12 protein-coding genes are annotated in these 13,464 nt (G+C 73.1%); 9 read left to right on the top strand and 3 right to left on the bottom strand.

What is annotated here, in order from left to right; genetic code table 11:
* Nucleotides 1–385: 385 nt before the first annotated feature.
* Both AAFN69_RS12125 and AAFN69_RS12120 read left to right on the top strand, forming a co-directional pair.
* Nucleotides 386–1,219 carry an aldo/keto reductase gene (locus tag AAFN69_RS12125; protein WP_347728402.1) on the top strand — a complete coding sequence of 278 codons (834 nt, stop codon included), beginning with the start codon at nucleotides 386–388 and terminating at the stop codon, nucleotides 1,217–1,219.
* 134 nt (nucleotides 1,220–1,353) lie between these two features.
* Nucleotides 1,354–1,809 carry an RICIN domain-containing protein gene (locus tag AAFN69_RS12120; RefSeq protein WP_347728401.1) on the top strand — a complete coding sequence of 152 codons (456 nt, stop codon included), beginning with the start codon at nucleotides 1,354–1,356 and terminating at the stop codon, nucleotides 1,807–1,809.
* Between the two features lie 114 nt (nucleotides 1,810–1,923).
* On the opposite strand, the gene AAFN69_RS12115 is transcribed toward AAFN69_RS12120, so the two are convergent.
* Together AAFN69_RS12115 and AAFN69_RS12110 are read right to left on the bottom strand one after the other, a co-directional pair.
* Complete coding sequence (locus AAFN69_RS12115; RefSeq protein ID WP_347728400.1) at nucleotides 1,924–2,811, bottom strand: class I SAM-dependent methyltransferase; 888 nt, start codon at nucleotides 2,809–2,811, stop codon at nucleotides 1,924–1,926.
* A 26-nt stretch (nucleotides 2,812–2,837) separates the two neighbouring features.
* Entirely contained in the window at nucleotides 2,838–3,821 is a 984-nt protein-coding gene (locus AAFN69_RS12110; RefSeq protein WP_347728399.1) for an AraC family transcriptional regulator, read from the bottom strand.
* A gap of 95 nt (nucleotides 3,822–3,916) precedes the next feature.
* On the opposite strand from AAFN69_RS12110, the gene AAFN69_RS12105 reads away from it, so the two are divergent.
* A complete protein-coding gene (locus tag AAFN69_RS12105) occupies nucleotides 3,917–4,795 on the top strand; it encodes an NAD(P)H-binding protein (RefSeq protein WP_347728398.1) in 879 nt (292 codons plus the stop codon).
* Between the two features lie 88 nt (nucleotides 4,796–4,883).
* Here AAFN69_RS12105 and AAFN69_RS12100 read toward each other — a convergent pair whose 3' ends face one another.
* On the bottom strand, nucleotides 4,884–6,422 hold the full coding sequence (locus AAFN69_RS12100) for an ATP-dependent DNA ligase (protein WP_347728397.1): 1,539 nt from the start codon (nucleotides 6,420–6,422) through the stop codon (nucleotides 4,884–4,886).
* A gap of 443 nt (nucleotides 6,423–6,865) precedes the next feature.
* Between AAFN69_RS12100 and AAFN69_RS12095 the strand changes: the two genes are divergently transcribed.
* The 6 genes from AAFN69_RS12095 to AAFN69_RS12070 all read left to right on the top strand — a co-directional run bounded on the left by AAFN69_RS12095 (nucleotide 6,866) and on the right by AAFN69_RS12070 (nucleotide 13,424).
* A complete protein-coding gene (locus tag AAFN69_RS12095; RefSeq protein ID WP_347728396.1) occupies nucleotides 6,866–7,558 on the top strand; it encodes a hypothetical protein in 693 nt (230 codons plus the stop codon).
* Between the two features lie 63 nt (nucleotides 7,559–7,621).
* Nucleotides 7,622–8,797: an MAB_1171c family putative transporter gene (locus AAFN69_RS12090; RefSeq protein WP_347728395.1), complete on the top strand. Its 1,176-nt coding sequence runs from the start codon at nucleotides 7,622–7,624 to the stop codon at nucleotides 8,795–8,797.
* 380 nt (nucleotides 8,798–9,177) lie between these two features.
* A complete protein-coding gene (locus AAFN69_RS12085; RefSeq protein ID WP_347728534.1) occupies nucleotides 9,178–9,759 on the top strand; it encodes a hypothetical protein in 582 nt (193 codons plus the stop codon).
* Between the two features lie 4 nt (nucleotides 9,760–9,763).
* Nucleotides 9,764–11,185, top strand: a complete 1,422-nt coding sequence (locus tag AAFN69_RS12080; protein WP_347728394.1) for an MAB_1171c family putative transporter — start codon at nucleotides 9,764–9,766, stop codon at nucleotides 11,183–11,185.
* Between the two features lie 226 nt (nucleotides 11,186–11,411).
* Nucleotides 11,412–12,866 carry an FAD-dependent monooxygenase gene (locus AAFN69_RS12075; RefSeq protein ID WP_347728393.1) on the top strand — a complete coding sequence of 485 codons (1,455 nt, stop codon included), beginning with the start codon at nucleotides 11,412–11,414 and terminating at the stop codon, nucleotides 12,864–12,866.
* A 129-nt stretch (nucleotides 12,867–12,995) separates the two neighbouring features.
* Complete coding sequence (locus AAFN69_RS12070) at nucleotides 12,996–13,424, top strand: SsgA family sporulation/cell division regulator (protein ID WP_347728392.1); 429 nt, start codon at nucleotides 12,996–12,998, stop codon at nucleotides 13,422–13,424.
* The last annotated feature ends 40 nt before the right edge of the window (nucleotides 13,425–13,464 follow it).

The following is a 13,464-nucleotide window of genomic DNA, read 5'->3' as shown; positions in this document are numbered from 1 at the left end:
GGGACAGCGGCGGTGCGGGCGGAGTGCGGCGGGTGGGGCGCGGACGGTCACCGCCGGGGAAATCCTCGCAGGCCGGGCCCGGCGGGTGCGAACCGGGACGGGTACGAACCGGGGCGGCGGCCGGGGGGCGGCGGCCGGGCGGCGGGCCCGTTCGCACCCGTCCCGGTCCGCACGGGTGAGTCCGGCGGGACACCTGTTCATGTCCATGACTGATGTTCAGTCATGTGCCCTAGGGTTGCTTCTTGATGAAATGCGGCCTATGGGCCGTACCGATGACGGCAGCCGGTGCCCCGCCGAGTTCAGCGGCCGGGAATCCGTGTCCGGCGCCGATCACCGGGACAGACGGAGAAGACCCACCCCCGGACGACGTAAGGACTCCCCCCTCGTGAGCCAGGTTCCCTCCATCACCCTCAACAACGGCGTGGCCATGCCGCAGCTCGGCTTCGGCGTGTGGCAGGTGCCCGACGACGAGGCGGCGAAGGCGGTCGCCACCGCCCTGGACGCGGGCTACCGCAGCGTCGACACCGCGGCCGTCTACGGCAACGAGGCGGGGACCGGCCGTGCCGTCGCCGCTTCGGGCGTGCCCCGCGGCGATCTCTTCATCACCACCAAGCTCTGGAACAGCGATCAGGGATACGACCGCGCGCTGCGCGCCTTCGACGCCTCGCTCGGCCGGCTCGGTCTCGACTATGTCGATCTGTATCTGATCCACTGGCCGACACCGGCGCGGGACCTCGCCACCGACACCTACCGGGCCCTGGAGAAAATCCTGGCGGACGGCCGGGCGAAGGCGATCGGCGTGTCGAATTTCCTGCCGGAGCATCTGGACCGGCTGCTCGGGACCGCCTCCGTGGTCCCGGCGGTCAATCAGATCGAACTGCACCCGCAGTTCCAGCAGTCGCCGGCGCGCGAGTTCCACCGCCGGCACGGCATCACCACCGAGGCGTGGTCGCCGCTGGGCCAGGGCCGGGGCCTGCTGGAGGTCCCCGCGGTGGCGGCCATCGGCCACAAGCACGGTGCGACCCCGGCCCAGGTGGTACTGCGCTGGCATCTCCGGCTCGGCCATGTGGTGATCCCCAAGTCGGTCACCCCGTCCCGGATCCGGGAGAATCTCGATGTCTTCGGCTTCGAGCTGGACGCGGACGACCTGGCCGCGCTCGGCGCGCTCGACGAGGGGAGACGGCTGGGCCCCGACCCGGCGTCCTTCAACGAAGCCTGACCGGCGGGGGCCCGGCCCGGCGACGGCGGACGCGGTGATCACCTTTCTCGTACAATAGTTCGAAGCGGGTGCGGGGACCGGTCACCGGGCCGGGCCGCATGCCGGGTTTCACCGCCGAACGAGGAGCGAGAGTTGTGAGCGGGGCTTTCGAAGCGGGCCGCTATCTGGTGCGGAACGTCCGCAGTGGACTGCTCCTGGAGGTGTACGGCGGGGCGAAGGGCAGCGGGGCGGTCGTCCAGCAGGCGAAGGAGAGCGGAGCCCCGGCACAGCGGTGGCGGATCGAGCCCGTGCCCAACGGCAGCGGGCTCCACCACTTCGTGAGCGTCGCCAGTGGCAAACGCCTCGATGTCGCGAACGCCTCCACGGAGAACGGCGCCCGGGTGCAGCAGTGGCGCGCCAACAACTTCGGCGCGCAGGAGTGGATCATCGAGCGGCATCTGGACGCCCCCGGGGTCCACTCCATCGTCAGCTTCATCAGCGGACTGCCGCTGGAGGTCGCCGACGGCAGCACCGCGGAGGGCGCCCGGATCCAGCAGTGGGAGGACACCGACTCCCCGGCTCAGCAATGGCTCCTCGAACCCTGCGACTGAGCCGGGGCGGTCCCGGACCGCTCCCGGTGCGGTACGGCCCGGGGCCGGCGGGCCCGCGACGGCCACCGGTCAGACCGCCGTCCGGCCGCCCGCCCCGGGCCCGGCGCCGGGCCCTCAGGGACGGCGGGCGGTGTGCACCGTACGCGCCACCAGCAGATGGGTGTCCCCGCGCCGCAGCAGCCCCAGCGGGTCCTCGGGATCCAGCAGCCGGTCCAGCACGGCCAGATCGGCGGCGGAGATCTCGTCGCTCAGCTTGTCGTGGTGCCGTCCGAAGACATCGGCGAGATGTTCGCGCACGGTCATCGGCAGCGGGGCCGGCAGATCCAGCAGGAAGGTACGGCTCCCGCTCGGGACCAGCCCGGCGGCGGCGAGCAGCGCCCGCCAGTCCTCCACCTCAGCCTTCGCGTCCGGGAGCTCCGTCCGCATCCGGTTGAAGGCCCGGCTGTTGGCGACCTCCAGCCGGCTCTCCAGGCCGGGCTCGCCCAGGCCGATGTCCCGGGGCAGCGAGCGCAGCGGCAGCCCGCCCTCCACCAGGGCGATCACTCCGCCGGGACGCAGCAGCCCGGCGAAACCGGCCAGCGCGGCGCCCTGATCTCCGAGATGGTGCAGGGAATTGCCCGCCCAGATCAGATCCGCCTCGCCCAGTGTCTCCAGATCGCCCGGGAGTTCGGCGTGGATGGTCCGGAATCTGTCGCCCAGGCCCGCCCGGCCGGCCCGTGCCGCCGCCCGCTCCAGCAGTCGCGCGGACGCGTCCACCGCGGTCACCTCGGCATGCGGGAAGACCCCGGCGAAGAGGGGCGCCAGCACCCCCGGGCCGCTGCCGACGTCCAGGACCCGGCGGATCCCGGCCGGGGTGACCATGCCGGCGATCCAGTTCATGGCGCTGAGATACAGCGGGCTCTCGACCTCGGCGCCGCGCTCCAGGATCGGAGCGATCTCGTCCCAGTCGAACGCGGTCGGGGAATGGTCGTGGCGGCTCGTCGAATGATCGTGATGGCTCATGGTGACAGCCTCCACCGGCTCCCGGTTCATGGCGAGATTTGTTGCTGTTCCGGCAACCGCGGCGGATCCGGCGGGCCGCCGTTCCCGCCGCGGTGTTCCCGGGGGCTGATGCCGCGCACCCGCTTGAAGGCGGCGGAGAGCGCGAAGGAGCCGCTGTAGCCGACCTTTCTGGCCACCGCCTCGATGGTGGCGTCCGAGGAACGCAGCAGATCGGCCGCGAGATCGAGCCGGAGACCGGTGAGATGGGTCATCGGCGGCACCCCGACCAGCTCGTGGAAGCGGCGGGCGAACTGCGCCCGGGAGACCCCGCACCTCGCCGCCAGGGCGGCGACCGTCCACGGATGGGCGGGCTCCCGCTGCATCAGCCGGAGCGCGGCGCCGACCACCGGATCGCCCATGGCCCGGTACCAGCCGGGTGCCCGCGCCTCCGGCCGGGCGAGCCAGGAGCGCAGTGCCGAGACGAGGACCAGATCCAGCATCCGGTCCAGCATCACGCTCTGGCCGGGCTCGTCCCGCCGCAGCTCCTCGTCCAGAATCGGCAGCAGCGGGCACTCCAGGGCGTCGGCCGGCAGATGGATCAGCGGGGGCAGCGCGCCGAGCAGCCGCCCGCCGACCTCGCCGGACATCTGATAGGTGCCGATCTGCATCACGTCGGAGCCGTCGGGGTCGTTCCCCCAGCTCCGTACGCCCATCAGCATGGACCGCATCAGCGGTTGGCCGCGCAGGCTGTGACAGGTGCCGCCCGGTCCGGCGACCGCCTGCGGCTCGGTCTCCGGGCTGTCGGCGATGGTGTACGGGGCGGGGCCGCGCACGATCGCGAGATCACCGGCCCGCAGCGGCACGGGTTCGGCGCTGTCGGGAACGATCCACGCCGTGCCCTCGGTCATGCACATCAGGGCGAGCGGCGCCCGGTCCTCCACCCGTACCGACCAGGGTGGCTCCATCACCATCCGGAGAAGGAAGGCACCCCGGGCGCGCGGCCCGTCCAGCAGTCCGGCGAGAGCGTCCATGCGGCAAGCGTAGAGGCAGGAAGACTGGACGCATGCGCATGGTCATGAGCCTCTGGAGCATGGAGAGTCCAGAACCGTTGATCGAAGCTTTCCTCATGACAGCGAACACGAAGCGGGAAACAGTCCTGGTGACCTCGGCCACGGGGAAGACCGGGCGCCGGGTGGCGAAGCTCCTGGCGGAGCAGGGAACACGAGTACGGGCGGGCTCCCGCAAGGCGGCGGCCCCGGACACGGCCGGGGCAGGATCGGCCGGGGTCGTCGAGACCGTGCTGGACTGGGAGGACCCGTCGACCTGGGGTCCCGCACTGAACGGCGTGGACGCGGCCTTTGTGGCGTTCTATCCGGACCTGGCCGTCCCGGGGGCGGCGGACGCGATGCGGGAGTTCGGCCGCGCGGCCCGGGAGAACGGAGTGCGGCGGCTGGTACTGCTCTGCGGACGGGGCGAGCCCCAGGCGGAAGCGGCGGAGGACGCGCTGCGGGAGTGCGGGGTCGACCTGACACTCGTCCGGGCCGCGTTCTTCACCCAGAACTTCGACGAGGGGCTGCTCGCGGAGGGCGTGCGGCACGGTGCGATCCCGATGCCGGCGGGACAGACGACGGAGCCCTTCATCGACGCCGACGACATCGCCGAGGTGGCGGTGGCGGCGCTCACCCGGGACGGATACGCGGGGCGGACCCTGGAGCTGACCGGCCCCCGGCTGCTGACCTTCGGCGAAGTGGCGACGGAGCTGACCCGGGCGTCCGGCCGTGAGGTGCGGTACGTGAATCTCTCGGAGGCCGAGTTCCGGGAGATGCTGCCGACGGTCGGGCTCTCGGAGGAGGAGGCCGGGTGGCTGGCGGGGGTCTTCACGATGCTGCTGGACGGCCACAACTCCTTCACCACGGACACGGTCCGGGAGGTGCTGGGCCGGGAGCCGAAGGACTTCACGGAGTACGCCCGCGAGGCCGCGGCCACGGGGGTCTGGGCGGTGTGAGCCCGGGGCGGGGGGCCGGGGGCCGCCGGGCGGGGCGGCGGCCCCCTCGGCGCGCTCGCGGCAGGGCCCGCGCGGCGGGGCCGCGGGGTCAGCCGCCCTCCGCCAGGACCCGTTCGACGGTGTCGGCCTCCCCCGCCGCCTTGTCGGGCCGGTGGCGCACCACCCGGGCGAACCGGAGGGTGACCCCGGCCGGATAGCGCGGGGAACGCTGGAGTCCGTCGTGGGCGATCTCCACGACCAGTTCGGGACGGACCCGTACGGTGAAGCCGTCGTCCTCCACGGCCAGTTCCCGCAGCCGTACGGTCTGCTCCCGGAGCATCGCGTCGGTGAGGCCCTTGAAGGTCTTTCCCAGCATGACGAAGGTGCCGTCCGCCGCCCGGGCGCCGAGGTGGAGATTGGAGAGCAGTCCGGTGCGCCGGCCGTGGCCCCACTCGGCGGCGAGGATGACCAGATCGAGGGTGTGGACGGGTTTCACCTTCAGCCAGGAGCGGCCCCGGCGGCCGGCCGCGTAGGGCGCGTCGAGCGCCTTGACCAGGACGCCCTCATGGCCCCGGCGCAGGGTGGCGGCGAGGAACTCCTCCGCCGCGGCGAGCTGGGCGGGGTCCCCGGGGTCGGTGACCACCGTCCGGCGGACCCGCAGGGACTCGGGCACCAGCGCCGCGAGGACGGCGTGGCGCCGCGCGCCGGGGAGATCGAGGGTGCTCTCGCCGCCGGCGGCGAGCACATCGAACCAGACCGGGGAGACGGGCCGGGCGGCCCGGGCCGCGGCGACATCGGCGCGGGAGCCGGCGCGGGCGGCGGTGTCCTGGAACGGAACGGGCCGCCCGTCCGGGGTCAGGGCGATCAGCTCGCCGTCCAGGATGAAGTGAGTGTCCGGCAGGAGCCGGGCCGCCTCGGTCACTTCGGGGAGCCGGGCGGTGATGTCGTCGAGCGAGCGGGTGAAGACCCGCACGGCGTCGCCGTCGCGGTGGACCTGGACACGGATTCCGTCCAGTTTCTCCTCCACCGCGCAGGCCGCGGCCAGGGTGCGCACCGCCTCCGTGACCGATTTCGCGGTGTGCGCGAGCATGGGCTGGACGGGGGTGCCGATGGTCAGCCGGAATCGTCCGAGCGCGGCCGGGCCCTCGGCCAGCAGGGTTCTGGCGACGGGCGGCAGTGACCCCTTGAGCATGACCGCGCGGCGCACCGCGTCGGCGGGGGTGCCGGCGGCCCGGGCCACGGCCTCCAGGGCGATCGCGTCCAGCGCTCCCTGGCGCACCTCGCCGGTCAGCAGGCGGATGAGAAACCGCTGTTCCCCCTCGGTGGCGGCGGCCAGCAACTCGTCCAGCAGCCGTTTCCGCCCCGCCCTGGAGCCGGGGCCGGAGAGCCCGGCGAGTGCGGTGAGGGCCGCGTCCGTGGCGGTGACGGTGAGAGCGGGGACGGCGGCGGCGGGCGGCGGGTCGGCGAGCAGGCGGTGGCCGACTCCGATCCGGCCCTGCGGAAGGCGCCCGGCGAGATAGGAGATCACCAGCGCGGCCTCGTCCGGGTCGGCGCCGGTGAACACCTCGGCGAGGAGTTCGGTCTTCCGCGAGCGCGCGGAGGCGGCGGCGACCTCCCGGGACACCTCGGCGAGTCGGGCCAGCAGCATGCCGCCATCGTGCCCCGGGACGGCGGGGGCCGCACCCGCGGGACGGCCGGGCGGCGTCCGGTCATCGCACCCGCGCACGGCCGGGGCGGCGGCCGGGCGCGCGGTGGAGCCGGCGGCGTCCGGGCGTCCCGGGCCGGCCGGATCCGGACGACGGCGGCACCGGTCGGCGCACCCGCACACCGCACATGACGTCCCGTTTGCACATGGGTACAACATTTCGGGGGCATACGCACCCCCCTCAGGCTCTTTCATCCCCTGAGCCTGAGGCTGTTGGCGCCGTGCGGTGTTGGGAGACCGTCGTACACGGAGCACACGTGTACGAAGTACGGTTGCACGGGGGCACTCACCCGGGGCGCGATGTGCACGGAGGGTGATTGCAGGACGCGGGGTTCCACTGGCCCGGCGTCGGGGACGGGGCTCGAACGGGGTGGGGTGCTGTGTGCGTGAGAACCAGAGAAATGCGCCGATTGTGCGCTCATGTGGCCGGAAATCTGCGACTGCCCATTCCGAGTGAGCCGGACCGTCTGTTCACCGCTCTCGGGGCGGTGCTGACCGCACTCCGCGAGCGGGAAGTGCGGATTCTCTTCCTCCATTTCCCTCCGGGGACCGTGACCGGGCTCTGGGCGGACCGCGGCGATCATGATCTGATCGTGGTCGAGGAGTGCGCGCCGCCACAGCATCAGCTGGTGATCCTCGGACACGAGATCTGGCACATGCACGCCGGCCACCGGGGCGGACACGCGGCCGGCGCCGCCGCCGCCCGCGCATCGGTCCCCGGATCCCCCGCCCGGAACCCCCGCGGACGCCGGCGGGCCCTCGGACTCCTCCCGCCGGTGCCGCACACCCCCGCCGGCGCGGCGGCGACCCGTCCGCCGGACAACGATGCCGCCCTTGCCCCGCAGGGCCCCGGCGCACCGGGAACGGCCGCCGCCGCGCTGCGCGAGGTCCTCGCCGACACGGCCGCGCGGACGGGCTTCGCCGGGGCGGAGGAGAGCGCCGCCGAGCTGTTCGGCATCATGCTGGGCAGCGAACTCCGCCCCTGGCTGGAGGGGCTGCCCGGGGAAGCCGCCCCGCCCGCCGACGGTCTGGCCGGCCGGATCCGGGTGTCTCTCGGCCGCCCCGGGGCAGTGGGCTGAGAAAGGCCCGTCGAACACGCCGACCCGTCGGCGGCGGACCGAAGAACGAAGACCGGTGACACCTTGAACAACCCGAGCATGGTCCTTCCGGCCTGTCTGCTCTTCGGCGCCGTGCTGCTGAAACTGCCCGCCCTCGTCCGGAACCGCCAGGACATCCTGCTGTCGGCGGTGTGCGCGCTGCTGCTCAGCGCCGGGCTGGTCTTTCTGCTCGCGGCGGTGCCCACGATCGCCGCCGTCAACCGGGTCACCGGAGTGCCCAACTTCGCCGCGCCCCTGGTCTACAGCGCGCTCACCGGCTTCAGTGCCGCCTGTCTGATTCTGGTGGTTGTCTGGCGGGGCGGTGTGACCCGGCGGACCAAACGCGCCTCACTGCTCTGTGTGATCGTCTACGGCGTCGTGATCATCGCGCTGAATGTCCTCTTCACTCTCGGGGACGCCTCCGTCGAGCGGCTGCGCGACTTCGACACGTACTACGCCAACACCCCGTACATCCGCGAGATGATCGTGCTCTATTTGCTGGCGCACACGGCCGCCGCGGTGGTGATGGCGGTGCTGTGCCGGCGCTGGTCCCGGCGGGTGACCGGAGTGCTGCGGGCCGGTCTGCTGCTGATCGTCAGCGGCTACATCCTCAATCTCGGCTTCGATCTGGCCAAGCTCACGGCGGTCGCCGCGCGCTGGACCGGACGGGACTGGGACACCCTCAGCACCGATGTCGCACCGCCGCTCGCCGCCGCCGCCGCACCGCTGATCGGCGGCGGCTTCGTCCTTCCGCTGGTGACGCAGCGGGTCGCCATCGGCTGGCGCACCCTGGTGCGTCATCACCGGCTCCGGCCGCTCGCCCGGCTGCTGGCCGACACCGCCGCGCCGGGGGCGCCGGAGGTGTCGATCGGGCCGTGGGCACCGCTGGATCTTCGGCTGATCCAGCGGGAGGCGGCCATTCACGACGGGATCATCGCCCTCCGCCCCTGGTTCGACGAGGCCGTGCACATCGCCGTTCGCGACCGCGCGCTGGCGCAGGGGCACTCTCCCGAGCGGGCCGGGATTCTCGCGGACGCCGCGATGATCACGGCGGCGGACCGGGCCAGGAGGAACGATCCGGGCCGGACCGGGCTCGCCGACGAGGGCGCCCGCGCACAGCCGTCCACCCGCGCGGACGATCTCGTGGAGATCTCCCGGGCGCTGCGCGGCTCCGCACCGGCCCGGGAGTCCCGGTTGCCGACGGCGCTCCCGGACAGGTGAGCCCCGCTCCGGCTGCCCCGCCGAGACTCCCGCGGGGTGGCTCCCGACCGTCCGGAAAGGGTGCCGGAGCGTCATCGGGAGGCCGTTGCACGTCGGTATTCCGCCAAAGCTGCCGAGTACCTGCCCGAGAACGGACACCCTCCCGGACCGGAGTCCGGGAACCGTTCCGACATGACCATTACAGCGCCAACCGGCACGGTCTCCCGCCCGGGGGCATGGGTCCGCACCCCGCGTAGACCTCCGATCGACCCGGGCCGTGTCCTGAAAACTCGCAACCTCGGCGCCACGCCCGCGCCGCCTCCGCCAAGCATCGGTACGGTGTGGTGCCAGGCTGCGGCCGACGACCGACCGGGGGGAGTGAAGTGGGCACCAGGAGCGCCATGCGCCGGCTCCGCGATGATCTGGCGCGCGCGCTGGAGGAGGCCGAACCGGCCGAGCCCAAGGAGTTGTTCGCCGCCCTCTGCGCCCGGCTCAGCGAGCGGCGCGGCAGGCCGGTCGTCCTGCATCTGGTGGAATTCCCCCCGCAGACGGCGAGCGGTCTCTATCTGGACATGACCGACCGGGATGTCATCTGCGTCCAGGAGAACACCCATCCGCTCCATCAGCTGATCATCTTCGGTCACGAGGTCTGGCACATGATGGCCGGGCACAGCTCCCTCCACCACGAGGGCGGACCGGCCGTGGCCGCGCGGCTCGTCGCGGAGGGCGCCCACGGCACCGGCGGTGCGGACGGCGGGCCGGCGGGCGGCGGCGCGGACGGCGCGAGCGGTCCGCTGGAGAGCGCCGTCCAGCATCTCGCGGCACGCACGGACTTCCGGCAGGCGCAGGAGACCGAGGCGGAGACCTTCGGCCTGGAGCTGGCGGCCCATCTGCGCGGCTGGCTCGACCGGACCCCCGGCCCGGAACCGCTCAGCGAGGTCGCGGAACGCATCCAGGCGTCCCTCGGACACCGCCAGAGCTGACGACATGAGCAACGGGGACTACTACCTTCCGGCGATCGCGCTCGCCATCGCCTTCGCGGCGAAGCTGCCGGCGTTACGGCGCGGCTGGCGCGACCCGCTGATCCGTTCCGTGCTGTTCCTGCTCTTCACCGCGGCGCTCTGTTTCCTCTTCGCCGCCCCGCCCACCATCAGCGCGATCAACGGGCTCGTCGGCATCCGCAACTTCTCCGCCCCGCTGGTCTACTGCATCCTCTGCTCCTTCAGCTGTGCCTGCCTCGTACTCATCGTCAACTGGCGCGGCGGCCACCGGGATCGTGTCCGGCGCAGCTCCCGGCGGTGGATCTCGGCGTACGGGGCGGCCATCGTCGCCATCCCGGTGCTCTTCGCGCTCGGCGAGACGCCGGTGGAGCGGCTGCGCGATCTCGACACGTACTACGCCAACACCCCGTTCATCCGCGAGATGATCGTCACCTATCTGGCGGCGCACATCGTCGCCGCCGTGGTGACCACCGCGATGTGCCTGCGCTGGGCGCGGGCCGTGGCGCACTGGCTGCGGATCGGGCTGGTGGTGCTGGTGATCGGGCTGGTCTTCAACCTCCTCTTCGGGCTGGCCAAGCTGACCGCCCTGGTGGCCCGGTGGACGGGGCGGGACTGGGACGCGCTGAGCACCGCCGTGGCCCCGCCGATGGCCGCGATGGGCGGGATGATCATCACGGTGGGCTTTCTGCTGCCGCTGGTGGGGCCCCGGGTGAGCGCGGTACGGCGGGCCCTGCTCACCTATCTGCGGCTGGGCGCCCTGTGGCGCCGGCTCCGCCCGGTCCCCGGGGGGAATCCGCCGGTGCCGCGCATTCCCTGGTGGGCACCGCTGGAGCTGCGGCTCACCGTCCGCGAGACAGTGATCCACGACGAACTCCTGAGGCTCCAGCCGTATCTGGACGACCGGACGCGGCAGCGGGTGTACTCGGCGGCGGTCGCGGACCGGGCGCCGCGCGAGCAGGCCCGGCTGGTGGCCGTGGCGGGGATGGTGATCGGCGCGGCCCGGACGCGGGCGGCCGGGCGGCCCGAGCCGGACGAGACGGAGCACCAGGCCGCGGGCGCGGACGCGCTCACGGCGGCGCTCACACCGGGACGCGAGTGTCTGGTGCTGCTCTCCCGGGCGCTGCGTTCGCCCCTGCTGGAGACGGCGCTCTCGGCGGCGAGGGGTGCCCCGGCCGGCCCAGGGGCCTCGGGAGCCTCAGGGACCTCGGAGGAGCGGCCGGCTGCGGGCACCCGGATGGCCGAGGGGGCGGATGCGGACCCGGGGGCGCCCGTGGCACAGTCCGCACCTGTGGCACAAGCGAACTCGGTTCTCTCCGCGGGCTCGGCGCCCCCTCCCGGCCCGCCGGCCTCTCCCGACGGGGCTCCCCCGCCCGGCACTCCGGCCTCCCGGCCCTCGCCCGGCCCGTAGAAGCCCCGAGCACTCCGGCGCCCGGAACGCGTCCCGCGCCCGGTTGGACCCCAAAGCCGCCGTCCGCACCCGGACCGGTACCGGAGAACCGGGCGCTCTCGGAGACGGGACAGGGCACCACCACGCATGTCTCCCCGCGGACAACGGCGTCCGCGCGCACCCCCGCACGGCCTCTCCCCATCCGGCGCCCCCGGGCGCACACCGAGAACACGGAGACCAGTACGCGATGACGCGCCCCACCCCCAACGATTCGGCCGGCGCCCCCGGCAGACCCTCCGGCTCCCCCTCCCGCGCCCGGCGGGCCGTCGTCATCGGAGGCGGTGCGGCCGGAATGCTCGCCGCCGCCGCGCTGGACGGCATCGCCGAGGAGATCACGGTCGTGGAACGCGACCCGCTGCCGGACGGCCCGGAACCCCGCAAGTCGCTCCCCCAGGCCCGTCACACCCATCTGCTCTGGTCGGGCGGTGCCCGCGCCTTCGAGGAACTGCTGCCCGGAATCAACGACCGGTGGCTGGCGGCGGGGGCCCGGCGGATCCCGATGCCGACCGGTCTGGTGACCCTCTCGTCCCGGGGCTGGCTCCGGCGCTGGCCGGAGATGCAGCACATGATCGCGTGCAGCCGTGATCTGCTGGACTGGGTGGTACGGACCGAGCTGCTGCGGAGGCCGGCGGTCCGGATCCTCGAGGGACACACCGTGCGGTCGCTCCTGGGCTCCGCCGACCGGGTCACGGGGGTACGGCTCGACGCGCCGGACGGCACGGAGCTGACCCTCGGCGCCGATCTGGTGATCGACGCGGCGGGCCGGGGTTCGCGGGCGACGGCCTGGCTGCGGGAGCTCGGCATCGGCGCGATCGAGGAGGGGGAGGTCGATTCCGGTCTGGTGTACGCGACGCGGATCTACCGGGCGCCGGCGGGCAGCGAGGACTTCCCGGTGGTCAATGTCCAGTCCGACCCGGGCAATCCCGTGCCGGGGCGGACCGCGACGATAGTCCCGATCGAGAACGGGCGGTGGATGGTCACGCTCTCGGGCACCCGGGGCGGTGAACCCCCGGCGGATCCGGCGGAGTTCGAGCGCTTCGCCCGGACGGGACCCCGGCACCCGGTGGTCGGCGAGCTGATCTCGCTCACCACACCGCTCTCGCCGGAGGTGACGCTCTCCCGCAGCACGGTCAACCGGCGCCGCTACTTCGAGAGATCGGCCCGGTGGCCGGACGGCTTCATCGCCATGGGCGACTCGGTGGCCACCTACAACCCGGTCTACGGCCAGGGGATGAGCGTCGCCGCGCAGGGAGCGGTGGAGCTGCGCGACGCCCTGCGGACGCACCCGCTGGACGAACCGGGGCTCGCGCGCCGGGTGCAGCGCTCGATCGCGCGGCCGGTCGGTGTCGCCTGGGATCTGGCGACCTCGCTGGACATCCGCTACCCGGGTGCCCGGGGCGAACAGCCCCGGCCGGGCTCCGGGCTGATGAATCACTATGTGAACCGGCTGGCGTACGCGGCGACCGGCCGTGCCCGGCTGACCCGGGCCTTCATCGGGGTGATCACCCTCTCGGAACCGCTGTCGTCCTGGCTGCACCCCGATGTCGTGGTCGGCGCCCTGCGCGGACCGGGGCGGAGACCGCTGGGCGCTCCGCCGCTGACCGTCCGGGAACTGAAGGTCGCGGCGGGCGAAGGTACTTGACCACTGTCATCACTCTTGCATTAGTGTGATGTAAGTCACATTATCTAATGAGGCCGGTGCGCAGTGGGCATGGCTTCGGCTGCGTCGTAGTGCACGACGAATCGAATCACCACCCTCAGGAGCGGCCCGGTGTTCCCCACTGTCGAACAGTCGATCCCGGCCCATCTCATCAGCAACACACGGGACCCCGCTCCCGTGACGGTCTCCCTGACCTACGGCATCGACGATCCATTCGCCGTGCGCATGGTCTTCCCCGCCTCCGTCTCGCTCAATGGCACGAGCGTGACCTGGGTGTTCGCCCGCTCCCTGCTCGACTCCGGGCTGCACGGCCCGTCCGGCGGGGGCGATGTGCACATCTGGCCGTACGACCGGACCCGCACCATGGTCGAACTCCGGTCGGCGGCGGGGCTGGCCCTGCTCCGGTTCGCCACCGGGCCGCTGCGGCGCTTTCTGCTGCACACCTACGCGACGGTCCCGGCCGAGCTGGAGTCCGGCGCGCTCGACGTGGACGGCGCCCTGCGGGTGCTGCTGCGCGGCGCGAAGGACTGGCAGGACTGACGGCCGCACCCCGGGGAATCGCCGAGCCGTGCGGGCCTCG

It is taken from the genome of Streptomyces sp. CAU 1734, assembly GCF_039888735.1.
Lineage (GTDB): Bacteria > Actinomycetota > Actinomycetes > Streptomycetales > Streptomycetaceae > Streptomyces.
Note: the sequence above shows the minus strand (reverse complement) of the source record. Positions and strands in the feature narration are given on the sequence as shown.